Annotated in this window: 19 protein-coding genes and 1 tRNA gene; 7 read left to right on the forward strand and 13 right to left on the reverse strand. The window is 45.2% G+C overall.

Annotation, left to right across the window (positions count from 1 at the left end):
- Positions 1–129 precede the first annotated feature (129 nt).
- The gene (gene alaS / locus CSD97_RS10045; RefSeq protein ID WP_005824062.1) at positions 130–2748 is read left to right on the forward strand and encodes an alanine--tRNA ligase; all 2619 of its coding nucleotides are present in this window, start codon (positions 130–132) and stop codon (positions 2746–2748) included.
- A 453-nt stretch (positions 2749–3201) separates the two neighbouring features.
- Here alaS and CSD97_RS10050 read toward each other — a convergent pair whose 3' ends face one another.
- Both CSD97_RS10050 and CSD97_RS10055 read right to left on the reverse strand, forming a co-directional pair.
- Positions 3202–4011 carry a hypothetical protein gene (locus tag CSD97_RS10050; protein ID WP_005835166.1) on the reverse strand — a complete coding sequence of 270 codons (810 nt, stop codon included), beginning with the start codon at positions 4009–4011 and terminating at the stop codon, positions 3202–3204.
- Positions 4012–4087: 76 nt separating this feature from the next.
- Positions 4088–5506, reverse strand: coding sequence for an AAA family ATPase (locus CSD97_RS10055; RefSeq protein ID WP_098032350.1), 1419 nt, complete (start codon positions 5504–5506; stop codon positions 4088–4090).
- Between the two features lie 95 nt (positions 5507–5601).
- Here CSD97_RS10055 and CSD97_RS10060 point away from each other — a divergent pair, with 95 nt between their 5' ends.
- From CSD97_RS10060 to rsmD, 3 genes are read left to right on the forward strand one after another with little or no spacing between them, the layout of a single operon-like run.
- A complete protein-coding gene (locus CSD97_RS10060) occupies positions 5602–6288 on the forward strand; it encodes a hypothetical protein (protein WP_044468034.1) in 687 nt (228 codons plus the stop codon).
- An 18-nt stretch (positions 6289–6306) separates the two neighbouring features.
- Entirely contained in the window at positions 6307–7086 is a 780-nt protein-coding gene (locus CSD97_RS10065) for a DUF3822 family protein (protein WP_098032351.1), read from the forward strand.
- Positions 7077–7610 carry a 16S rRNA (guanine(966)-N(2))-methyltransferase RsmD gene (gene rsmD / locus CSD97_RS10070; RefSeq protein WP_005824070.1) on the forward strand — a complete coding sequence of 178 codons (534 nt, stop codon included), beginning with the start codon at positions 7077–7079 and terminating at the stop codon, positions 7608–7610. Before CSD97_RS10065 ends, rsmD begins: the two co-directional genes overlap by 10 nt.
- A 60-nt stretch (positions 7611–7670) precedes the next feature.
- Here the strand turns inward: rsmD and cls are convergent, their stop codons facing one another.
- The 3 genes from cls to CSD97_RS10085 form a co-directional block, all read right to left on the reverse strand.
- Positions 7671–9110 (reverse strand): cardiolipin synthase, encoded by a 1440-nt coding sequence (cls, locus tag CSD97_RS10075; RefSeq protein ID WP_005824073.1) that lies wholly within the window; start codon positions 9108–9110, stop codon positions 7671–7673.
- Positions 9111–9371: 261 nt separating this feature from the next.
- Positions 9372–12296 (reverse strand): TonB-dependent receptor, encoded by a 2925-nt coding sequence (locus tag CSD97_RS10080; RefSeq protein WP_098032352.1) that lies wholly within the window; start codon positions 12294–12296, stop codon positions 9372–9374.
- 107 nt (positions 12297–12403) lie between these two features.
- Entirely contained in the window at positions 12404–12817 is a 414-nt protein-coding gene (locus tag CSD97_RS10085; RefSeq protein ID WP_009037184.1) for a hypothetical protein, read from the reverse strand.
- A 200-nt stretch (positions 12818–13017) separates the two neighbouring features.
- Between CSD97_RS10085 and aroB the strand changes: the two genes are divergently transcribed.
- On the forward strand, positions 13018–14079 hold the full coding sequence (gene aroB / locus CSD97_RS10090; RefSeq protein WP_098032353.1) for a 3-dehydroquinate synthase: 1062 nt from the start codon (positions 13018–13020) through the stop codon (positions 14077–14079).
- Here aroB and CSD97_RS10095 read toward each other — a convergent pair.
- Both CSD97_RS10095 and CSD97_RS10100 read right to left on the reverse strand, forming a co-directional pair.
- Positions 14055–14438: an MmcQ/YjbR family DNA-binding protein gene (locus tag CSD97_RS10095; protein WP_005824086.1), complete on the reverse strand. Its 384-nt coding sequence runs from the start codon at positions 14436–14438 to the stop codon at positions 14055–14057. The two genes, aroB and CSD97_RS10095, sit on opposite strands and share 25 nt — an antisense overlap.
- Positions 14439–14441: 3 nt before the next feature.
- Entirely contained in the window at positions 14442–14972 is a 531-nt protein-coding gene (locus CSD97_RS10100; protein WP_008665685.1) for an HU family DNA-binding protein, read from the reverse strand.
- Positions 14973–15345: 373 nt separating this feature from the next.
- On the opposite strand from CSD97_RS10100, the gene CSD97_RS10105 reads away from it, so the two are divergent.
- The gene (locus CSD97_RS10105; protein ID WP_008665687.1) at positions 15346–16095 is read left to right on the forward strand and encodes a NigD-like protein; all 750 of its coding nucleotides are present in this window, start codon (positions 15346–15348) and stop codon (positions 16093–16095) included.
- Between the two features lie 604 nt (positions 16096–16699).
- Here the strand turns inward: CSD97_RS10105 and CSD97_RS10115 are convergent.
- The 5 genes from CSD97_RS10115 to CSD97_RS10135 form a co-directional block, all read right to left on the reverse strand.
- Positions 16700–17353 carry a hypothetical protein gene (locus tag CSD97_RS10115; RefSeq protein WP_098032354.1) on the reverse strand — a complete coding sequence of 218 codons (654 nt, stop codon included), beginning with the start codon at positions 17351–17353 and terminating at the stop codon, positions 16700–16702.
- A gap of 959 nt (positions 17354–18312) precedes the next feature.
- Complete coding sequence (locus CSD97_RS10120) at positions 18313–19317, reverse strand: phage/plasmid replication protein (RefSeq protein WP_098032355.1); 1005 nt, start codon at positions 19315–19317, stop codon at positions 18313–18315.
- A 51-nt stretch (positions 19318–19368) separates the two neighbouring features.
- A complete protein-coding gene (locus CSD97_RS10125; protein ID WP_098032356.1) occupies positions 19369–19668 on the reverse strand; it encodes a helix-turn-helix domain-containing protein in 300 nt (99 codons plus the stop codon).
- A 164-nt stretch (positions 19669–19832) separates the two neighbouring features.
- Entirely contained in the window at positions 19833–20633 is an 801-nt protein-coding gene (locus CSD97_RS10130) for a hypothetical protein (protein WP_098032357.1), read from the reverse strand.
- Entirely contained in the window at positions 20630–21898 is a 1269-nt protein-coding gene (locus tag CSD97_RS10135; protein ID WP_098032364.1) for a site-specific integrase, read from the reverse strand. Before CSD97_RS10135 ends, CSD97_RS10130 begins: the two co-directional genes overlap by 4 nt.
- Positions 21899–22235: 337 nt before the next feature.
- On the opposite strand from CSD97_RS10135, the gene CSD97_RS10140 reads away from it, so the two are divergent.
- Positions 22236–22309, forward strand: a tRNA-Pro gene (locus CSD97_RS10140).
- Positions 22310–22361: 52 nt separating this feature from the next.
- Here CSD97_RS10140 and CSD97_RS10145 read toward each other — a convergent pair.
- Entirely contained in the window at positions 22362–23264 is a 903-nt protein-coding gene (locus CSD97_RS10145; protein ID WP_005835132.1) for a response regulator transcription factor, read from the reverse strand.
- Positions 23265–23414: the final 150 nt, after the last annotated feature.

The raw sequence follows: 23414 nt of genomic DNA on the forward strand, positions 1-23414 counted from the left end.
AACAAGCTATCTTTGCACAGTTTTTTCAAGAATATTAAGACTAAGTAGCAAGTAGTTAGTAGTAAGAAACGGGCAAAAAACGACAAGAGAAGGTAAATCAAATTAGAATCAGATAAATCAATAGAGAGTATGTTGACTGCAAACGAAATCAGAGACTCTTTCAAGAGTTTCTTCGAAAGTAAAGGTCACCAGATAGTGCCTTCGGCCCCGATGGTGATTAAGGATGACCCCACGTTGATGTTCACCAATGCGGGAATGAACCAGTTTAAAGATATTATTTTGGGCAACCACCCGGCGAAATACAAAAGAGTTGCTGACTCGCAGAAATGCCTTCGCGTAAGCGGAAAGCACAACGACCTGGAGGAAGTGGGTCACGATACCTACCACCACACCATGTTCGAGATGCTGGGCAACTGGTCGTTTGGCGACTACTTCAAGAAGGAAGCCATCTCCTGGGCATGGGAGTATCTGGTGGATGTATTGAAACTCGACCCCAAAGACCTCTACGCCACCGTATTCGAAGGTAGCGCCGAAGAAGGACTGGAACGCGACAACGAAGCCGCTTCTTACTGGGAGCAGTTCTTGCCGAAAGACCACATTCTGAATGGCAACAAACACGATAACTTCTGGGAAATGGGTGATACGGGACCGTGCGGTCCGTGTTCGGAAATCCATGTGGACTCCCGTTCGGAAGAAGAGAAGGCCAAAGTACCCGGCAGCCAGCTGGTGAACAAAGACCACCCGCAGGTGATTGAAATCTGGAACCTCGTGTTCATGCAGTTCAACCGCAAGGCGGACGGCAGCCTGGAAGGACTTCCCGCCAAGGTTATCGACACCGGCATGGGCTTCGAGCGACTGGTGCGCACACTGCAAGGAAAGACCTCCAACTACGACACCGACGTATTCCAACCGATACTGAAAGCCATCGGAGACATGGCAGGCAAGAAGTATGGCGAAGATGAGAAGTCGGACATCGCCATGCGTGTAATTGCCGACCACATCCGCACCATCGCCTTCTCCATCACCGACGGACAGCTTCCGAGCAATGCCAAGGCAGGTTACGTCATCCGTCGTATCCTCCGCCGTGCCGTGCGCTACGGTTACACGTTCCTCGGACAGAAGCAGGCATTCATGTACAAGCTCCTCCCCGTACTCATCGAGAACATGGGCGCCGCTTATCCCGAACTGGATGCACAGAAGGAACTGATTGCCAAAGTTATCAAGGAAGAAGAAGACTCCTTCCTCCGCACTTTGGAGACAGGTATCCGCCTGCTGGAAAAGACCATGGCAGACGCCAAAGCCGCCGGCAAGAACGAAATCAGCGGAAAGGATGCCTTTACCTTATATGATACCTTCGGTTTCCCGCTCGACTTGACGGAACTGATTCTCCGCGAAAACGGCATGACTGCCGACATCAAGGAGTTTGACGCCGAAATGCAGCAGCAGAAACAGCGTGCCCGCAATGCCGCCGCCATAGAGACCGGTGACTGGATTACGCTAAAGGAGGGTACTACCGAATTCGTAGGATATGACTATACGGAATACGAAACATCCATTCTGCGCTACCGACAAGTGAAGCAGAAGAACCAAACCTTGTATCAGATTGTACTGGACAAGACTCCGTTCTATGCCGAAAGCGGCGGTCAGGTAGGTGACACCGGTGTATTGGTGAACGAGTTTGAGACCATCGAAGTGGTAGACACCAAGAAGGAGAACAACCTGCCTATCCACATCACCAAGAAGCTGCCCGAACACATGGAAGCTCCGATGATGGCATGCGTGGATACCGACAAGCGTGCCGCTTGTGCCGCCAACCACTCTGCTACCCACTTGCTGGATGCTGCGCTGCGCGAAGTATTGGGCGAGCATGTAGAGCAGAAGGGCTCTTTGGTTACACCGGACTCCCTGCGTTTCGACTTCTCACACTTCCAGAAGGTGACGGACGAGGAAATCCGCAAGGTGGAACACATCGTTAATGCAAAGATTCGCGCCAACATACCTTTGAAGGAATACCGCAACATTCCTATCGAAGAAGCCAAAGAACTGGGCGCCATCGCTCTGTTCGGCGAGAAGTACGGCGACCATGTACGCGTTATCCAGTTCGGTTCTTCCGTAGAATTCTGTGGTGGTACGCACGTGGCTGCAACCGGAAACATCGGTATGGTGAAGATTATCTCCGAAAGCTCCGTGGCTGCCGGTGTGCGCCGTATCGAAGCCTACACGGGTGCACGCGTGGAGGAACTGATGAACACCATCGAGGACACGCTGCACGACTTGAAGGCGCTCTTCAACAACGCACCCGACCTTGCCGGAACCATCCGTAAGTATATTGACGAAAACGCCGGACTGAAGAAACAGGTAGAGGACTTCATGAAAGAGAAAGAAGCACAGCTGAAAGAAAGACTGCTGAAGAACGTGCAGGAAGTCAATGGCGTTAAAGTCATCAAGTTCTGTGCTCCCCTGCCGGCAGAAACAGTGAAGAACATCGCCTTCCAGTTGCGTGGCCAGATTACGGAAAACCTGTTCTTCGTAGCGGGAACAGAAGCCGAAGGCAAGCCGATGCTGACCGTCATGCTGAGCGACAACCTCGTGGCAGGCGGACTGAAAGCCGGTAACCTGGTGAAAGAAGCTGCCAAACTTATCCAAGGCGGTGGCGGTGGCCAGCCCCACTTTGCAACTGCCGGCGGTAAGAATGCTGACGGACTGAACGCTGCCATTGACAAAGTTTTGGAATTGGCAGGATTATAATTGAAAATAATTGGCGAAACACTTGACATCGCCTCTGTGATGTTGTATATTTGTAATGTCATTTTTTAGATATTTCAAAATTAAACTACCGGGAAAGGAGGAGCATTGCTTCTCCTTTTCTTTTTATCCTCCACGGTATTCCATTTGAAATGCCACATGCCGGCTCCCCAAACTCCACACCTTACCATCCTAAATGCCACACCTTAGCAAGTGAAATGGCTGGCATTTACCCTCCAAAGCCCTGGGGTTTCCGTGAAAAACCCTAAGGTTTGGGACAGTGAAGTGGAGGGAACGGATGATTAGTCCAGAACAAACAGACAATGCATTCGAAGCAAACGAATGATGCATACAGAACAGACAGATGATGCGCAACAGAAACAAAAACGGGAAGCCTAAGCCTCCCGTCTGTTAATCTTTCGTAAATCTGCTCTTGACAAGATTTCCACTAAAACCTTATTCCATCCGAAGTATAAACATTTCGCGATAAACCACCAGTGCACCTTCGGGCAGCAAACCGGAAGGACAGAAAGGAGTTACATTTTCCGCAAGTACACATTTACCATTTCCCGAGACCGTCCGCGTAAAGAGCCTCTTCTCTCCATTATAAGTAAACTGCCACAATGCATATGTATCTCCGTTCTCATCTTCCACTGGAACTGTCTCGTATATCCCCATTAGCGGTTCCTCCTCTTTTCCCGTCGGATAGATTTCCAATACACCTTTCCACATACTATTGGAGAAATCTTCGGGCACCAGCACATAATACCCGCCATCCTTCACCCAAGGACGCTCGGCAAGTGCCTTAGAAACATCACCCAGCAGTTCCGTCGGTGCACCACTACTGATACCATACTCGAAGCCCATTTTCGTCAACGTATATTGCCTACGACCTTTCACCGTGATGCGCAGTTGTGTTTCCTCACCGGAACCATCCATCACCTTCACAATCGTCTCCCCCTCTGCCAGCGGATGAATCTTGATACGCTGATACCCGTTGACATCATCGGTAAAAGTCACGGAAGCCACCGACTCGTGCTCGTTAATCACATTATAGGAACCGTCGCCGCCGTCAATGCCCAGCACTGTATCTTCGTTTGTTTCAGAAAGATAATAAGAAAGATTGGACACCAGATTGTCACATGTCCCAATCTGGTAGATAGGCTCCACACCTTCGAAAAGTACCATGCTTCGGTAATCGTCCTCGCAACCGGAAGCGGTAAACAGCAGTGCTATCAAAGCAAAGAGAGAGTATAGCTTCTTCATACTTGTTCAGTTATAGTTGTTCTATCTACAAAAATACAAAAAATGCCAGAATACTGCATCGGTACCCCTCTCTTTTTCAAACTATTTGTTCTTCCGGATAGTTCACCAAGTAGAGCGTTCCCGTGGCACGGGTAAAGGCGGTGTAGAGCCAACGGAAATAATCGGGTGTCAGATATTCATCCGTCATATACCCCTGGTCCAGAAAGACATTCTTCCATTGCCCGCCCTGCGCCTTGTGGCAAGTCACGGCATAGGCATACTTCACTTGCAAGGCGTTGTAGTACGGGTCTGCCTTCATCTTCTTCATCCGCTCGCGCTTCACGGTGATGTCGGCATAATCTTCGAGGACGGAGTAGAAAAGCCGGTCGTTTTCTGCCTTGGGCAGCGCAGGCGAGTCGGTATGCAGCGTATCAAGCAGCATGTTCACTTCCAGTTCAAAGTCGTTATAGTCGGGAAAGACCAGCGTCACGTCTGCAAAGCGGAAGCCATACAGCTCTCGCGTACGGCGCACGCGGCGCACCACGGCAGTCTCACCGTTGGCAATGAAATCCATCTCCTTCTCCTTTTCCGTCCAGAAGTAGTTATTTTTCGCCACCATCAACAAATCACCGGTGTTTAATTCATCCTCACGCCAGAGAATCTGCGCACGGATGCCTTTGTTGTAGATGTTCGCCCTCTTGTTGGAACGGCACACCACGATGGTTTCATCCAGCCCGTCGCGGTCGTAGCAAGAGCTCAGCGTTTCTATCAGCTCATTTCCGGGCAGAACTTTAATGTCGGCAAACCCCGAAACCTTTATCTTTGGCAGGCTGTAGCAATCGTCTTCCGCTATCAACTGCCTCAGGCGGGTGGCATTCCACAAAATGCCCGACTGTTGCTCCTGACGCACCACCTGCGTCAAGTCCACCTCCACCACTTCCAGCCCGTAGCCTTTCAAGGCATCGGCAAAGAGGGCAGGGCTCTGCTCCTCCCCCACCGGCGGCAGCTGTGCCGTATCGCCCATCAGCAGCAGGCGGCATCCCTGGCCGGAATAGACAAACTGCACCAGGTCGTCCAGCAATCTGCCCGTGCCGAACATGGAACCGGACAGTCCCTCATTGGAAATCATCGAGGCCTCATCCACTATATATAAAGTGTGAGTTGTCAAATTATCGTTCACAGAAAAATTGCTCAGCTCATTGGAGAAAGATTGCTGTCTATAAATTTTTTTATGAATTGTAAACGCCGGATGCCCCGCATACGCCGAGAAAACTTTTGCCGCCCGTCCGGTCGGTGCCAGCAATACCGACTTTTGTTGCAACTTATCCAACGTCCGCACCAAGGCACCGACCAACGATGTTTTACCCGTCCCCGCATAACCACGAAGCATAAAAACCACCTCGCTACGGGGTGACAGAAGGAACTCCGATAAAGATTTTACAGCAATTTCTTGCTCAGGAGTTGGTTGGTAAGGAAAATTTTCCTTAATTTGCCTTTCTAAATAGTTATTTATCATTTTTGTAACAGAAAAAAGTAAAGGGAACTATCGTTTTTAAATTAATTTCTTTTATTTTTGCGGTGCGAATATAACAACTAAAAAACATATTTATCATGAAAACAGTATTTAATGTCATTTTAGGCTTATGTGCTTTGGTGCTAATTTATATTTGTTACACCAGCATTATGGGTCCTATCAACTTTGAAAAAGCAAAGAAGCACAGAGACGCAGCCGTCATTGCACGTCTGATTGACATCCGTAAAGCACAATTGGAATATCGTACTTTACATGACCAGCAATATACTGCAAGCTTCGACTCTCTGATTGACTTTGTTAAAAACCAGAAACTTCCGTTCATCTTCAAGCAAGGAGAACTGAACGATAAGCAGCTGGAAGACGGTCTGACTGAAAAGAAAGCCATCAACATCATCAATAAGGCAAAGAAGACAGGTAACTATGCTGACGTCAAGAAATGGGGATTGGAAAACTTCAAGCGTGATACTCTGTGGGTAGCCGTATTGGATACTATCTTCCCGAAAGGTTTCAACCCCGATTCAATGAGATATGTTCCCTTCGGAAACGGTGCACAGTTCGAAATGGCCATCAAGAACGATACAGCCAAATCCGGCGCTCCTTTCTGTCTGCTCGAAGTGAAGACTCCGTACGAAGTTTATTTGAACGGTCTGGATGCACAAGAAATTGCCAACATCAAGGACGTACAAACCAAACTTGGCAAGTACTGCGGTCTGATGATTGGTAGCTTGGAAACAGCTAACAACAACGCCGGTAACTGGGAATAATCTCACCCCGACAAACGTATGATAGAAACGACTGATTTTAATAAATCGGAACAGTATACATTATCCATCCGTCTCAGTACGGATGGATTTTCTTTTTCTGTGTTCAACCCTCTGGGCGACGGTGAGTTTTCTTACTACGACCGCGAAGTGGATGAGTCCCTCTCCCTCACTGCCAATCTGAAACAGACCTTCCGCGAACTGGAGTGGCTGAAACGCCCCTTCCGCCGTGTCAATGTGCTCATGGCGAACAAACGCTTTACATTCATTCCTCTGGAGTTCTTCGAGGACGAACAAGCGGAAATCATCTTCTATCACAACCACCCCAAGCGGGAAAACGAAACCGTGCAATACAACATACTGCACAAGAACAACACCGTCGTACTGTTCGGCATGGACAAGAGCGCCTGCTCCTTCCTTCGCGAACAGTATCCCGATGTCAAGTTCTATTCCCAAGCCAGCCCCTTCATAGAGTTCTTCTCCGCAAAGAGCCGACTGGGTAACAGCCGGAAAATGTATGCACACTTGCGGAAAGATGCCGTAGACATCTACGGCTACGAGCGCGGACGCTTGCTTCTTGCCAACTCCTTTGAGTGCAGAACCACTCCCGACCGCATCTACTACCTATTATATATATGGAAACAGCTCGGCTTCGAGCAGGAACGCGATGAGCTGCACCTGACCGGTGACCTAAACGACAAAGAACTGCTACTGCCCGAACTGCGAAAATTCATCCGGCAGGTATTCATCATGAATCCCGCCACTAATCTTGACCTGCAAGCCATAACCCTATGCGAGTAATCAGCGGAATATACAAAAGAAGACGTTTCGACGTGCCCCACTCCTTCAAGGCACGCCCCACCACAGACTTTGCCAAAGAGAATCTGTTCAATGTGCTCTCCAACTACATGGACTTTGAGGACGGCATCCGTGCCCTCGACCTATTTGCCGGTACGGGCAGCATCAGCATCGAGCTTGTGTCCAGAGGCTGCGACCAAGTAATCAGCGTGGAAAAAGACCGCGACCACTATGCCTTCATCTGCAAAATTATGCAGGAATTAAAGACGGACAAGTGCCTACCCATACGCGGTGACGTATTCAAATACCTCAAAAGCGGACGCGAGCAGTTCGACTTTATCTTTGCTGACCCTCCCTACGAGCTTGCCGGGCTGGAAACCTTGCCCGATCTCATCTTCGAGAACAACTTGCTGAAAGAAGACGGACTCTTCGTCTTGGAACACGGGAAGAAAAACAGTTTCGAGGAACATCCGCACTTTGTGGAGAGAAGGGTATACGGGAGCGTGAACTTCACGATATTTAAATGATGAATGAAGAATGGTACGATATGAATACACTTCAAGAAATTCTTCATTCATCATTCTTCATTATAACAGCGGCGCCATCAGCCGCACCACACTCTCTGCAGCCTTACGATACCAGGGGCGCTTCACCCAGTTCTTCAGGAATACTTGTACGCAGTCGCGCTGGTCTTGAAGGAAGATTTCGCGCATCTGAAGCGCTGTTTCTGTGTCATAGATGAAGGCATTCACCTCAAAGTTATGTTCAAAACTGCGGAAATCCACATTCGTAGAGCCTACCGTGGACAACTCATCATCCGAAACCATCAGTTTGGAGTGCAAGAAGCCTTTCTTATAGAAATAGACCTTGACTCCCGAATAGAGCACATCTGCCAGATAAGAGCAGGAACCCAGATGCGTCAAGCGGTTATCAGCACGCATGGGCAACATCAGACGCACATCGACACCTGACAAGGCGGCTGTCTGCATAGCAACAAGTACGGCTTCGGTGGGCAGGAAGTAGGGAGTCTGGATATAGAAATATTTCTTTGCACTGGAAATGGATATGACAAGTCCCTGCATAATGTCTTTCCATGGGCCTACGGGCTCACTCGTTACAATCTGCGCCAAGGAAGTACCGCAGTTTTCTATTTTCGGGAAATAGCGGGTAGACGTAATCAGTGTACGGTCCACAAAGTACCAATCGAGTAGGAAGGCGGTCTGCAATCCGTGAACAGCCTTGCCCTCCAGCAGCAGATGTGTGTCCCGCCAGATGCCCCATGAGAATCCGCGCATATAGCGTTCGGCAAGATTCATCCCCCCCACAAAGCCGATGCGCCCGTCAATGACAACTATTTTCCGATGATTACGATAGTTCACCTTACTGGTGAAAAGCGGAAAACGTACCTTCAGAAAGCTGCGTACCTCGATACCGGCCTCGCGCATCTCTTCAAAAAAACGGTTGGGAACATGCCAGCAACCCACATCATCATAAATCACACGTACCTCTACCCCGGCACGCGCCTTTTCCATCAGGACATCACGCACCAAGCGCCCAATGGCATCGTCCTCAAAGATATAGAATTCCATGTGGATATGCTTCGTTGCTTTCCCCAGTTCGCGTAGCAGGGATTGCAGCATGGAGAGCCCCAGGGTATAGGCTTCCACCCGGTTTCCATCGAAGGGGAAAGCCTGGTTGGTATTACGGAACAAGGATATGAGACGACTGTAATTGATGGGAAGCGCACATGAGTCCTGCGCCAGATATTCCGCCATAGGTTTCTTCAACAAACGGCTGTAACTCTTCTTCCCTATCATGCGCACACGGCGCTGACTACGCCCGAAGAAGAAGTAAAACACCAGCCCCACGATGGGAAGGAACATCAGTATCAGTATCCATGCCATGGTTTTCACCGGATTGCGGTTGTCGAGGATAATGACGACAATCGTTCCGATGATGGCACCGAAATAAACAATGTCGAAGGCTATCGTAGCAATCTGGCTGGCAATGAAGTTCCAATCAAGCATGTTCACAGACAATTAAGTGTGAAACAAATGTAGGAAAAACACAGAAACTTTCACCGAAGATTACAGAGATTAACATAAAAGTCCCTCTTCCCCCAACTTGTCTGAAAACTTATACTTGCTATCGCTTTGACGCGGATGACGCAGATTTTTAATATTCTTATCTGCGTCATCCGCGTCTGAAAAATAATCAAAAAGAAACCTGCCACAGAATTGAGAGTGTATCAGAATGACAAGCTGCTTAGGGGGGTGATCCCCTCCGCTTTAGAACGGCCTGCGTCCTCCGAAACCGCCAGGACCATGACCCGGACCGAAGCCCGGACCGCCGAAGCCGCGTCTGCCCTGCATCTTATCGCGGGCGGCCTTGCTGCCGAAAATATTCAGACGATAGATGAAGTGAAGCATGCAATAGCTGTTCACGCCGTTATATTCGTACACCGAGCGGCCGCTTGCAGTCAGCGAACGGCTGATGTTACTCTGCTTCTTCAGAATGTCGTACATCTCGAAGCTGACGGTGGCATTCCCTTTCAGGAAAGTCTGCGACAACTGTGCATTCCAGATAAGCTCGTTACGGTTCATACTGCTGTCCGTATATCCTCGACGGCTCTGGTTGGCAATGTTGGTAGAGAGCGTCATGTTCCACGGCATGGAAATCTGCGTATTGGCACCGTAGGAGAAGGTATAGGGCTCCTGATTATTGTCAGGCGTCAGTTTATCCTTCTCTATTGAATAGGAGATGCTTCCGTTCAAGCCGAATTCAAACCAGTCATTACGATAGGCGGCATTCAGACGTTCGCCCAGCGTCAGGTTGGTGGTTGTATTCTTCCGTTCCACGGCATCTGCTCCCTTACCGGACGTCAGATAAGCCACATTGTTCTGATAGTTGGCATTGGAGAAGGAGTTGATGGTATACTTCTTATTGGGCAGTGCCGTATTGAAGCCAAACATGCCGAACGCATTCCAATTACCGTTGATATTCTTCGGAGTTGTAGTCCATCCACCAGTCTCCGAATTGTACACACGGCTATTGCTGATGCTATTCTGCGTTGCCGAGAAGTTGACGTGCGACATAATACCGCGCTGCTTTTCGGCATTATACGTATTATAGAAGAATCGCATGTTGTGCGTGAAGGAAGGCTTCAAGCCCGGATTACCGATACGCACATTCTGCGGATTGGAGTTGTCCACAATCGGCAACAGATTCTCCATACTCGGTTGGCTGCTACGCCCGCGGTATGTCATACGCAGCTGGCTCACCTTGGAGAAACGGATGCGCAAGTCCAGGTTCGGAGCGAAGTTGAACACATTGCGGGTGGTATCAATCATATAGTCGCCGCGCTTATAGGACAATACAGAATGCTGCGGCTGGAACGACATACCTGCGCTCAACTGATACTTCTCGCGGATAAAGCGCAAAGACACGGATGCATCGTGGTTGTAGTAGCGGTATTCCGCATACTTACCCAGACTATCCACCGCATGCTCTTCATATCCCGTGGGAAGCTGGGTTGACAATCCCCAATCCGGAAAGCCCTGCAAATCATACGTCGTCTTGTCGCTCTCGCTATACTTGTACTGGAACTGATAGCTGAATTGCAAGAAAGTGGCGCGGGCTATCGGTTCGCTGTAAGTCAGCTGTGCACTGTAATTGTAGTTCTTGGTAGGAGTAGTGATGTACTGGTTACGAACCAAGATGGAGTCTCCTCCCAAAGCATTCAGTAACTGGAAGTAATGTGTTTCCGACTCCGTATACTGGTTGTTGTCATTATTGGTATAACCGAATCTTCCACGGAACGTGACATTGCGTCCTTTGTCATTCAGCTTTCTGTTCAACTGCAAGGTTGCATCCGTAGACACACTCTTGTTGTCGCTCAGCGAACCGCTGTTGATAGCATTTATACGGATACTCCTCAACGGGTCATCGTCCGGATTAAGAATCTTCTCCAGATTCAGCCAGTTATTGGGGTCACTCACCAGACTGTAAGGGTCGGAACTGAACGTACCGCTCTCAGAATTGGAGAGATTGTCCGTTTTGCCGTACGAGAAGTTGGGACGGAAAATGATATTCGTCATCGAGTCCGGCTTCCACTCCATACGGAAATCGGCATTGAAATTCTTGGCTTTGTTACGTTGCCTGCTGTTCGAGTTGGAGTAAGAGTTGCTGTCCGGCAGAAAGTCCTCGGTAGAACCGATACTTGCAATATCCCCATCCTGATAGTTGTAGCGTGCACTACCGCCCAGTTCCAGCTTATCGGTTTGGGTAGCGAAATTCACACCCAGCATTTTCGTTGCAGTAAGTCCGTTGTTCCTGCGCCAGCGCGGAGGACCGCCACCGCCCGAAAAGCCCTGGTCGTTCACGTTATTGGCAGAACCCACTACCGACACCTGGGTTTTGTCCACGAAGCGGTTCAGCATAAAGCGGCCCATATAGCGGTCTTCCGTCCCTCCGGCCACGTCGGCATTACCGAACCAACCCTGGTTCATGCCTTTCTTTACGGTCAGGTCGAGCACCGTCTCCTCCTCACCGTCGTCAATACCGGTGATACGTGCCAAATCGGACTTCTTATCGTAGGTTTTCAGCTTCTCTATCATATCTACCGGCAGGTTCTTCAAACCGGTCTTTACGTCTCCACCGAAGAACTCCTTGCCGTCGACCATAATCTTCGACAAGTCCTTACCGTTGATTTTCACATTACCCTCGTCGTCAATCTCCGCACCGGGCAGCTTCTTCACCAACTCCTCGAGCATGGCTCCCTCGGGGGTACGATAGGCAGATGAGGTATATACCAGTGTATCTTCCACCACCTGCACTTGCGGCGCTTCTGCCGTAACCACAGCCTCGGCCAGCATCACCGCATCCGTTTCCAGTGTCAGTGTACCCACGTTCTTGGCAGTTGTCGTAGCATAAAGGTGTAAAGGGATGTACTGGCTCTTGAATCCGATGTAGGAAACCTTCAGCACGTATTTACCCGCACTGACTTTGGGAAGAGTGAAATAACCTTGTGCCGTAGTGGCCGTACCCGATGCCTGAACACTGTCTGGCAACAAAAGCAACTGCACGGTAGCTTGTATCGCAGGCTCCTTGGTGTCCTCCACGACACGGCCCGATACCGTAATGTTTTTGGTCTGTGAAAATGCAGACAGCGTTGTTACCAACAGCAACGCCATCCCCGTGATAATTTTCTTCATGTGTCTATTCTTTGTCTATTCTAAATGAGCAATGCCTTTTATTCACTGTTTCATTTGACAGACTTCCGGGCAAAAGGTTTAATGCCCCACATGACGATTTGCTTTATTTATCGACCATTCCGCTTAAATAATCTATCAACTGTCGCTTTCTTTATACCAAATTCCAAGCAAAGCACATTCAATATAAGAAATATGAGAAAAGAAGAAGAATCGACCGAAAGGAGGTCACCCTGCGCCACCCGGTAGAGCATACCGCCGAAGATAAAAAGAACGGTCAGAAAGATGGCATTGCGCGTGGCCTTGTTGCGCACCTGCTCTATCTCCTTATTCTCGTTCTTCGTCAAGGCAAAGATTATCATCAGTGCCCCCATCATCATCAGGAGTTTGGAGCATTCCTTGTAAAACAGCAAGTTGGCATCTGTCACTTTTCCCCACAATAGGAATATGAAAGGAAGGAACAACGCCAGAGCTATGATGAAATAACCCAGCGGACGGCAATAAACGGGAAGTAATGCTCTCATTTCTATCAATCAATTACAAATTACAAATAGCAGGAGACAGATGACGGAAACGCCTTGCCACCCATAGAATTTCACGGGACAAAGATAACGTTTTATTGCCAAAAGAGCTATCTTTGTGCCACAATATAATGAAGAAGGCTCCCTTTCCTTCATAATCCGTAACATCAGTAATTGGTAATTCGTAATTTGTAATTAACAAGATGAGTAAACAAGAAGTAATCCTTTGCGAAGGACTGGCAAACAGCCTGACGCATGCCATAGAGAAGTGTCCCCATGACAAGCTTTTCATCCTTACCGACGAGCATACCCACCGCCTCTGCCGCCCGCATCTGAACGGTATCCCCACCCTGGAAGAAGCGGAAGAGATTATTATCGGGGCAGAAGATGTGCACAAGAATCTGGAAACGCTGGCTGCCGTATGGCAAGCCCTGAGCGAGAAAGGGGCCAGCCGCCACTCCCTGCTCATCAATCTGGGCGGTGGCATGGTGACCGACCTTGGCGGTTTTGCCGCTTCCACCTTCAAGCGGGGCATCGCCTACATCAACGTTCCCACTACGCTGCTCGCCATGGTCGACGCTTCCGTGGGAGGCAAGACGGGCATCAACTTCAACGGTCTGAAGAATGAAATCGGTGTTTTTGCTCCTGCCGCCTGCGTGCTGCTGGAAACCGAATTCCTGCGCAGCCTCGATGCCCATAACTTCTTCTCCGGCTATGCGGAGATGTTGAAGCACGGCCTCATCAGTACCCCGGAACATCTGGCAGAACTGCTGTCATTCGATACGGAAAAGATAGATTATGCCTTACTGAAGTCCATGGTAGGACGTTCCGTGCAGGTAAAGGAACACATCGTAGAAGAAGACCCGCAGGAACATGGCATCCGCAAAGCCCTGAACCTGGGGCACACCGTAGGACACGCCTTCGAAAGCCTTGCCCTTGCCGAAAGGCGTCCGGTGCTGCACGGCTATGCAGTGGCATGGGGGCTGGTCTGCGAACTCTACCTTTCTTATATAAAGACCGGATTCCCGAAGGACAAGATGCGCCAGACCATCCAATTCGTCAAAGAGAATTATGGCAGCTTCACCTTCAACTGCAAACAGTACCACCAGCTGTACGAACTGATGAAGCATGACAAGAAGAATACTGCCGGAGTCATCAACTTCACCCTATTGAAAGAAGTGGGTGACATCTGTCTCAACCAGACGGCAGACAAGGAGACTATCTTCGAAATGTTCGACTTTTATAGGGAGTGCATGGGGGTATAACGCTCCCGCTCCCTCTTCGGCAGGCTCTCCACAACCAGCCGATAGGAGCGTGCCACCAGTTCTCGGATAATGCTGTCCGGTACATCCTGATTAAAATACACACTGTTCCAATACTTCTTGTTCATGTGCCACCCCGGCTTCACCCCCTCGTACCTTGCCCGCAGCTCCGTTGATTCCTCCGGGCGGCACTTGATGCAGCAGAAGTCGAACACTTCGATATTGACAAAGCAGAACCACTTGTCGCCCACATAAAAGCAAAGCACATCGCGGCTGTATCTGTCGGCCACATTAGGAAAAGGCATCTTCTCGCTTACTCCCGGCAAGGAGAGACAGTATTCTCTGAATTCTTCCACATTCATCGCTCACTCCTCCCCCGAAAAGTCCTCCGTATCATTTTCCATCCCAACTGGGTCTTCATCCGGAATTCCCGTCTTTCCCTCGGCCCGCTCCTTTCGCAGCGTTTCCGGTCGCAACATATCGTGAGGGAAATATCGGCTAAGCGGATAACGGTAGAAATCCATCCCGCTGTTCAGCCTCGCCACCAGCGACTTATCCGGACGAAAATAGACACGGGATAAGCGTACCTTGCCCGGCATCACATCGTCGGGATGCTCAAACCCGTCACTCGTCACCGCCACATGGAAGGAACCCAGCCCCTTAATGGTCACCGACTCTCCCTCCATCAGCGCTTCCTCTATAAACTTCGGCAAATCTATCAATACACTCTGCACGTCTCCCGAACTCATCCCTTTTCTGGATGCCATACGCTGCGCCAGCAGCTCTGCCGTCACACCTCCACGCCGCTGTAACACACGCTGCACAGCATAATAGAGTTGCTTCACCCCTTCTGCCGTGCGGAAAACCTTCTTTCGAACCAAATAGACTATACTCATACTCTTTTCACAATGAACATAATGTTTCTTACTGCAACCAGACTGCTGACACCCCACCCGAAGGTTACTTCCCCTAAACAGAAAGCCAGTTTCCATACGGCCGGACAGCTATTCCCCAACATGCACGAGATGCACATCTCATGCAGTTCGAGACATACATCTCAACACACGCGAGATGTGCATCTCATACAGCAAAGGTAATCATATTCCACCTGATATACAAATATCTTTCATGTATCGGGGAATAATATTCCGCACCAGCTTACTCCGGCTCTTATCATTAATTAACAATGCTGCATGCAGGGTTTTCGCAAATATGCTATTTCTATAAAAGCAAGACCTATTCCAAATGTTTAATTTAAAAGAGTACACTATGAAAATGAAGTCAATCTTTAACAAGAAAATTTTAATCGCTATTGCAACCATCAGCTCCTTAAGCCTCCAATCGTGCCTGGACGACGATGATAATTATGCCATGAGATTCCCCAATGCCCTGGTAACGGTAAAGACCGATGCAGACCAGACAGTCTTTCTGCAATTGGATGACAAGACCACTCTGCTGCCTACCAACATGACGAAATCTCCCTACGGCGAGAAGGAAGTCCGCGCTTTAGTAAACTACAAGGAAGTGGACGAGCCCAGCGATATCTACACCCAAGCTGTACATATAAACTGGATAGACAGTATCCTTACCAAACCCATCGCCCCGGATTTGGGTGAAGAGAACGATACCGTATACGGCACCGACCCGGTGGAAATAGTGAACGATTGGGTAACCATCGCAGAAGACGGTTATCTGACCCTTCGCTTTAGAACTCAGCAAGGAGACTATCAAACAAAGCACTTTGTCAATCTGCTGCTGAGCGAGAATCCGGAAAACCCGTATGAAGTAGAATTCCGCCACAATGCCAAGGGCGACATTTACGGCAGGTATGCGGACGGACTGGTTGCTTTCAAGTTGGATGCCCTGCCTGATACAGAAGGCAAGACCGTTAAATTGAAACTGAAGTGGAAATCATTTAGCGGCGAAAAATCTGCGGAATTCGATTATTGTACCCGGAAATCCGTAACGCCCGAAAGTCCGGCTATCACTTCCGTAAGAAACAGCCTAAACCTGCAATAACTTCATTCAAAGTATGCCTGCCCGCTCAAAGCCATTGCCTTGCGAAGCAGGCATACAAGTAAAAAGAGAGCAGGACACGTTGACCGAAAGCCTTGAAACTGCAAATTATAAGTTCATTCAATAAAAAAAACACTATAAATATTTGCTATTTTAAAATAAAGCCGTACATTTGCACCCGCAATTCGGGATGTAGCTCAGCCCGGTAGAGTACGCGTCTGGGGGAAACAAAGAGCTAATTTTCAAGAACTTAATATTACTTTCAGATATAGAAGGAGTTAGAACAATCTGTTCATCTCCTTTTTCTTTTTTATATACAACTTTTCTAAAACAATCATTACAAATTAATGAAAATCGATACAAATCAACTCCGAAATAAACCATAGTATCACTTATTTTAGTACACTATAAAGTTCGGACATTCTTTAACCGCGGACAACAAAAAATGCTCTCCAATTCCCTATCAATTCCCCATAAGCAATCCCTATTTTACCAACACTTATAAATAGTATCTATTCTTACAATAGCATTCAATACAAAAAAAATGCCATTCAATATTTTCATTAAACGGCATTCTATTATATACATGAATTATAATTAGACTAATCTAACCCTTCTCCTTACCTTCACCCTCCCTTTTATTGTCAGCAAATTTCTTTGCATTCTTAATTGCATTATTAATCATTTTATCTATTGCTTTTTCCCTCTCTTCCTCAGTAGGAGTATGAATAATACTCATTGTACTGCAGTCATTCCACCGAGAACTAACTAATTGTTTTTCTTCTTTACTATTCATTTCTTTTTCCAGTTTACCATGTGTAACATTCCCACTTTTAACAGAAGAATTCAACAGCTCCCAACGATTTTTATATCCTTCAATATCCTTTTTAAAGATATTATAACGTTCTCCACCAGCTTTCAATTCATATTCTTTCCTGTTTTCTACCACATATGAACTAGGAACTATATAAAAATCAGGCAGTGTAGGAGTACCTTCTATTTCAAATTTTTTATTATATATCACAAATATAACATAGTGGTTATCTTTTGCCTCCACATTACCTACGGGAATAGAATCATATTCACGAACAGATTTCACATCAATCGAGACAGCAGTTTTATCATCCCTCATTATCCAAATATCAACACTTTTCTTATTTCCCATTGTTATATAAGCCTCATAATTCAACCGATACAACATGGACAACACCAAATACTCACTAGCAATTCCAGTATTAAAGCCGTTCTTTTTAGTCGCCATAATCCTAATATTTGTTCATATTAATACTCAATGCACTATACTAACACACTGTATATAGCACATTTATACCTTATGAAGAACAAATATATTTAATTATTTTTGACTATCCAAATATTTATTACATAATCTTTTATAAAGTAGTGAAAGCGTAACAACACAATGAACACCAATATAAATAAAGTACACAGACAACATGTTCATCCTATTCCAGCATTTATATAAACTTTACTTCCCCACGTCTTTTCTGTACCAATAGGGGATGATTTCTTAGCTTTCTCTATAATTTCGTCCATAAATTGTTGTTCAATATTTAGATTTGTTGTATCTTTAGGAACTAAAAGAGAGCTTTCAGAGCTAAAAACAGTTAATGACTGACCCTTGTCTGTTTCAGAATTACCAGGAAGTGTGTAATCGAAGCTCTTTTTTAATTTATCTTCTTGGTTAATTATACTTAACTCTGTATTCCTTTCGTTGGTGTTCTCAAATTTTCTTATGACATTTAATCAGAAGAGCAGCTTCGCCCACTCTCTTCTTTATTAAAAGAGTCGATGAGACTAAAATGAGATTTATTCTCTACCGAGCTCAGGCCATGCTGAAAGACGGAGTTGTTAGGAGTATTACAACCGAGACTCTTTTCTAAAGCAGTTTCTTCGGAGACTGCTTTTCTTTTTCACAGAAGTTTTACGGACTTTCATCAAATCTAGCTTAAATTTCAATATTTAAATCTTTCATAATAAAATCCATTACAAATAGGAGGTCTTGCTCTGCAATGACACAAAACCTCCTTCCTAATGTAACAACAACCGATACCTTGCCCATTTCAACTCACCTGCATAATTGAAATTGTTATTGATTATATAAAAGCATTTTTACGCGTTTTATTTCATTATCAATAACAGACCTACTGAGGAACCCGACTTCAATATATACCATGCAGAAAAACGAATATAAACCATATTCTAACTGGGCATTCCAGTCACTCCTCTATCCACCCACCTATTCAATTTTTCCAAGCGCTCAGGAGCAACATCATATCTACTTCTTAACTTGACATATGCATGCTCTATTTTAGAGGTCAGCTCATCTATCATGGAAGCTGCATTAAGTGAATCAATCCCCACATTTTTAGCCTTCGCCAACACCTCCTTTATATCATACTTGTTCTTGCTACTAATATCCCGTCTGATAAAAGCTTCCTCCAGTATATCATACACATTGAACTGAGTCATACAATAAGCAACACATGCAAGCTCAAAAGCCTTTTTACTATTGAACATGCAATAAGAAAGCTCTATATCATATGTCTTTTGTATATCCATATAACAATCATGCCATTTTTTCAGTACCAACAAACAAAAGGACGTAGTATATAAATCCTCTCCACGGATTGTCCTACCGAAAATGGACTTGACCTTCTTGAATCTGAATTCATACCTTAGCACATTCAAATCCTCAAAATCCTCAAGCCCCTGCTTTATATCATCCGTCCTTTTACAACTTTTCATTTCAGCTATCTTATCATAAAACACCATCTGACAATCATGCTTGCTAAAATACAAAGTCTCTTTCTTTATATGAGCACTATAGAAACCATCCGAATACAACAACCTACGCATATACAACCAAGGCATATGCTTTACACGAAAATTGAAAGCAACATCCAAACGCTGTACCACAGCCTTTTCAATAGGGACACCAAGAGCCACACTCAATGCCTTAACTCCACTTCTAACTTCCCATATCCCTAAAGGCTTTGCATAATTATTACCCAATACCCACTTAGTCAGACTACCTTCTACCACCAAAGTAGTTCCCCTAACTTCTACCCGCATGTTCCTCAGATAGCCGACAACCCTATTCTCTGAACATACACTCACAACAATTCTGCAAGGAATCTCTTCCATGAAACTAATCTCATTATTCAAGTCCTTTTCGGACAACACAATTTTTATTGAGTCATACATTACTGCCTCCTTTTTTAAATTGTTATTATTTTAATTATATTATTCATATTATTATAAAGCATCCTGCGCATCGAGGTATTCATCAACCGTCCCTATGCGGTGTTTCAATATCCAATTCTCTATCTCAGAACGCCTAAATCGCAGAACACTCCTCCGGCTTAAAGTAGATTTATAGAAAGGAATCTCCTTATTCGAAGTTTTTTTATAAATAGTATGCTTCGAGAATCCCGTAATTCTACACACTTCATCTATTCCAATAATCTCAGAAGCAGATTTTTTATCTGCATTCATTACATCATTCATCAGCTTTATCAAATCTGCTGTAGACACGTAATATTTATTATTTTCCATATAACTTTTTTTTAATGTATCAGCAAAATTACAAAGCAAGTTTCAAATAAAAAAACAGCAAATGCGCAACTATACGCACAAAAAAATAAGGAGCTAACAACACTTATTATCAGCTCCTTATATCAAAAAAAATGCTTGCGCAAAAATATATAGAATTTAACTTATTATATATCAGACAGCAATTTTATCAACTCCTCACTTACCTTTTTGGACGGTCTATTATGGATACCAATATTCAATGCTCCTCCATCCTCATAACAAAAACACGAATTCACAATCTTGGCGTCAAAGGCTCCTACCAAAACATCCACCAAGGCTCTTACGAAAGCCTTACTTCCCCCTATCTTCCGAATACGTAGTTTCTTACTAAGACCATCGATAGAACTGGTTTTAAATATCCTTATAAAGTCACGTGAACCAATATTATTATCCGCCCAATATTTAGTATTGCGCAGATAATCATATACTTTTTTCAGAGCAGCTTCATCATATTTGCTATTCATTGTAACCAACACCTTTTTAAGAATAGGCGTACTACATAACTCCGACTTCCAAATCTCTAATTCAGAGAGATAACATTGCAAATTGAAACTTTCGATTTCATTTAAATCCATCAACAAGGCAGGCAAATTATTCCAATCCTTATCCACATTGTACCAAAAAGTCGTATCACTGGAAAAACCTTTCCGATACCTATTTATTTCTTGTTGAAGATAAGCTAACGACTGTTTGACCCCTTTTATCAACTCAAAATAATTGCCCGTCTTCAAATATACAATATTATCTTCCTCCGTAATTATTCCATGCCTTTTACAACGGTTATTCAACATTGATTGAACAATTTGAATTTCTCTTTCTACAAGTTTCTCACTTCCAAGTTCCTTACGCATATAGCTGCGCATTTTATTATTATCCACTCTATACTTCAATACACTAAGTTGGTCTTTAAAATCTCTCTTACTCATAATTTCATTTTATTTTTATATAAATAATTTATTGTAATTCTCTCTATTTCAGCGTCACCGAAACTATCCAAATAAGTATTGGTAGTCTCCATGTCCTTATGTCCCATTACCTGACTTATCATTTCACGAGGAACACCGTTAGTCTGTAGGGTCATAGCCATGGAATGCCTACTCACATAGCTTGTCAATTTCTCTGTAAATCCAAGCTCCTCGCCGATTTCTTTTAAACGCTCATTATAGCGTGCCAGTCTACGACGCAAATGGTCATAAAGCTTCTCACCATCATAGTCTTTCGACACTAGAGGAAGAAGATAATCACCTACAAGAACACTGTTGGACTTGAACCACAGAAGCAGATTATTCAGTTCATCAGTCACGGGTATTCGAATGAATTTGGCATTCTTACTGTGTTCCGTCTTATGCCTTTTATATATAATATGTACAGAAGTACCCTCCACTCTTATATTTCCTTTCCTCAGATTAGCCATATCGATGAAACTCATCCCATAACAGAAATAAGAAAACAGAAACAAGCGCCTTGCAATTTCCTTGGGCTTGTTCTCAAACTGCCGGTTCATCAATCTCAGCAGATATTCTTGAGGCAAATATCGCTTACGGGTCTCTTCTTCCAATGCGGAAATACAAAAACCACCTTTACCGAAAGGATAAGAAGTCGAAGAACATTCCTTAGCAACGATAGCACGATTCAATATTGCCCTTAACGTCTTCATATCGTGCTTACGGGTGTTGCCGCACCATCCTTTCTTTTCCATAAAAGAATTATAGGCAGAAACATACTTGATGTCTATCTCTTGAAAATAACGTGTGGACAGCTTCTTGTCGAACAATTTCATATTACAGATGACCTTTTCCCACACTTTTGCATTACCGATATGTCCCGTTTCTTTCATATCCTTAATACACAACAATGCGAAATCCAAGAACTTTCCCTTCTTATCCTTATATAGGAAAGCATCCTCGAATTGATTCAGCGTCCAATCAATCCTATCAAACTCAAAATGGCGCTCGACTTCTTGAGCGCGTGCCAGCAGTTGAACTATTCGCGCATTGAATTCCTTATAATTAGGACAGACACGCTTATCACATCTGAAACGTTCACCAATAACGTCCCATTCCTCCTTCTTGGAGTAAAGCCCCAGTGAAATATACTTGGCTTTCATGTTCTTTATGATTCTCAATGAAACCGGATAGGTTCCATCCTTCCTCCTATTAGAGGAATGCAAAAGCACTTTAAATGTTGCCATATTATAAATATTAAAGTGCAGCAAAAATATAGGGTTATTTCTCAAAAGAAGAAAAATAGGTTTATAAAAATATCGCCTATTTAATACTGATTAACAGAAGAAAATATATACCTAATTTCTGCCACGTTTTCTCCCTAAAACTTTCCTAAAATATTAAAGTAGACTGTATATAAACAAATACAAACAACAATCAACATCACAGCAGCTGATAATCAACTACAAAACAACAAGTTACGCATATCAAAAGAAAAAAACTCATTATTAATACAAAAAAAGAGGAAGAAAATTTGCAGAATCCCCATAAATACGTACCTTTGCACCGCAATTCAAAGAAAGACGGGATGTAGCTCAGCCCGGTAGAGTACGCGTCTGGGGGGCGTGTGGTCGCAAGTTCGAATCTTGTCATCCCGACTGTTGAGCATTGAGGAGTTAAGTCTAAAACTTAGCTCCTTATTTTTTTACATTAACTCAATGTCCGATATTCATTCGGAGAACATCCTACAACTCTTTTGAAAGCCTTGCTGAAATACTGTGGATATTGATATCCTAAGGCATAAGCAACGTCACCGACAGATTTAGCGGGGTCAGTAAGCAACTCTTTTGCCCTATCCATTATTTTGGTTAATATATATTCTTGCGCAGAAACACCTGTCTCCTTTTTAATCAAGTCTCCGAAATAATTTGCAGACAGGTTCAGTTGGTCTGCACAATAAGCCACAGTCAGCGTACCCCGCTCAGCGGGTTTATCCGATACGAAATAGTCGTTCAGCAATGCTTCAAAAGAGCCGAGCATGCCCTTGTTCTCCTTTTTACGGGTAGTAAACTGTCTATCATAGAAACGAATGCAATAGTTGAGCAGCAGCTCGATGGCAGAAGCGATAATCAGGTTAGTGTGACGGTCTGCCTGGTTGTATGTTTCCTCGTCAATCTTTGTCAAACAATCAATGATGGTCTGTTGCTCTTGTTTGGATAGATGCAATGCTTCGTTAGCGGCGTATGAGAAAAACGTATAATCCTGCATATGCCGACCGAGCGGCGTACCGCGTAGCAGGTCGGGATGGAACAACAGACACCATCCGGAACCGGTAAAAGTCGACCCGTCGGCTTCATGCCCGAATACTTGCCCCGGAGCGATAAACACCAGCGTGTTCTCCTGAAAATCGTAAGAGCGACGACCGTAGGTCAAATCGTCCGTACATCGTAGTTCTTTCAGAAAAATCACATACATCCCCACGTGCTTGCGTGCATGGGGTACGGGGTGCGGCATACGGCTTCCCTCTATGACACTGACCAGAGGATGCCTTGTTTCCACACCCATATAGTCATTGTACTCCTTTATCGTTTTCAGTTGCATAACCTTCTCCATAACAGTCTATTTCAGTGGTTTCTATGCAAATGTAGAAAATATCTTCAGGTTATCTCTCCAATCAGTAAAAATTATCCTTTAAACCGTAATTCATGACCGGTCGAAGTGGAAAATCCAGCCTAATTTTGCAGCAAGTAAAACTTGATACAT

Source organism: Bacteroides sp. AR29, from assembly GCF_900217715.1.
Classification (GTDB): Bacteria; Bacteroidota; Bacteroidia; order Bacteroidales; family Bacteroidaceae; genus Bacteroides; species Bacteroides uniformis.

What these genes read in the sequence shown, in the direction of transcription:
- alaS (WP_005824062.1), top strand. Translation starts at nt 130, where the DNA reads ATGTTGACTGCAAACGAAATCAGAGACTCTTTCAAGAGTTTCTTCGAA.
- CSD97_RS10050 (WP_005835166.1), bottom strand. Translation starts at nt 4,011, where the DNA reads ATGAAGAAGCTATACTCTCTCTTTGCTTTGATAGCACTGCTGTTTACC.
- CSD97_RS10055 (WP_098032350.1), bottom strand. Translation starts at nt 5,506, where the DNA reads ATGATAAATAACTATTTAGAAAGGCAAATTAAGGAAAATTTTCCTTAC.
- CSD97_RS10060 (WP_044468034.1), top strand. Translation starts at nt 5,602, where the DNA reads ATGAAAACAGTATTTAATGTCATTTTAGGCTTATGTGCTTTGGTGCTA.
- CSD97_RS10065 (WP_098032351.1), top strand. Translation starts at nt 6,307, where the DNA reads ATGATAGAAACGACTGATTTTAATAAATCGGAACAGTATACATTATCC.
- rsmD (WP_005824070.1), top strand. Translation starts at nt 7,077, where the DNA reads ATGCGAGTAATCAGCGGAATATACAAAAGAAGACGTTTCGACGTGCCC.
- cls (WP_005824073.1), bottom strand. Translation starts at nt 9,110, where the DNA reads ATGCTTGATTGGAACTTCATTGCCAGCCAGATTGCTACGATAGCCTTC.
- CSD97_RS10080 (WP_098032352.1), bottom strand. Translation starts at nt 12,296, where the DNA reads ATGAAGAAAATTATCACGGGGATGGCGTTGCTGTTGGTAACAACGCTG.
- CSD97_RS10085 (WP_009037184.1), bottom strand. Translation starts at nt 12,817, where the DNA reads ATGAGAGCATTACTTCCCGTTTATTGCCGTCCGCTGGGTTATTTCATC.
- aroB (WP_098032353.1), top strand. Translation starts at nt 13,018, where the DNA reads ATGAGTAAACAAGAAGTAATCCTTTGCGAAGGACTGGCAAACAGCCTG.
- CSD97_RS10095 (WP_005824086.1), bottom strand. Translation starts at nt 14,438, where the DNA reads ATGAATGTGGAAGAATTCAGAGAATACTGTCTCTCCTTGCCGGGAGTA.
- CSD97_RS10100 (WP_008665685.1), bottom strand. Translation starts at nt 14,972, where the DNA reads ATGAGTATAGTCTATTTGGTTCGAAAGAAGGTTTTCCGCACGGCAGAA.
- CSD97_RS10105 (WP_008665687.1), top strand. Translation starts at nt 15,346, where the DNA reads ATGAAAATGAAGTCAATCTTTAACAAGAAAATTTTAATCGCTATTGCA.
- CSD97_RS10115 (WP_098032354.1), bottom strand. Translation starts at nt 17,353, where the DNA reads ATGGCGACTAAAAAGAACGGCTTTAATACTGGAATTGCTAGTGAGTAT.
- CSD97_RS10120 (WP_098032355.1), bottom strand. Translation starts at nt 19,317, where the DNA reads ATGTATGACTCAATAAAAATTGTGTTGTCCGAAAAGGACTTGAATAAT.
- CSD97_RS10125 (WP_098032356.1), bottom strand. Translation starts at nt 19,668, where the DNA reads ATGGAAAATAATAAATATTACGTGTCTACAGCAGATTTGATAAAGCTG.
- CSD97_RS10130 (WP_098032357.1), bottom strand. Translation starts at nt 20,633, where the DNA reads ATGAGTAAGAGAGATTTTAAAGACCAACTTAGTGTATTGAAGTATAGA.
- CSD97_RS10135 (WP_098032364.1), bottom strand. Translation starts at nt 21,898, where the DNA reads ATGGCAACATTTAAAGTGCTTTTGCATTCCTCTAATAGGAGGAAGGAT.
- CSD97_RS10145 (WP_005835132.1), bottom strand. Translation starts at nt 23,264, where the DNA reads ATGGAGAAGGTTATGCAACTGAAAACGATAAAGGAGTACAATGACTAT.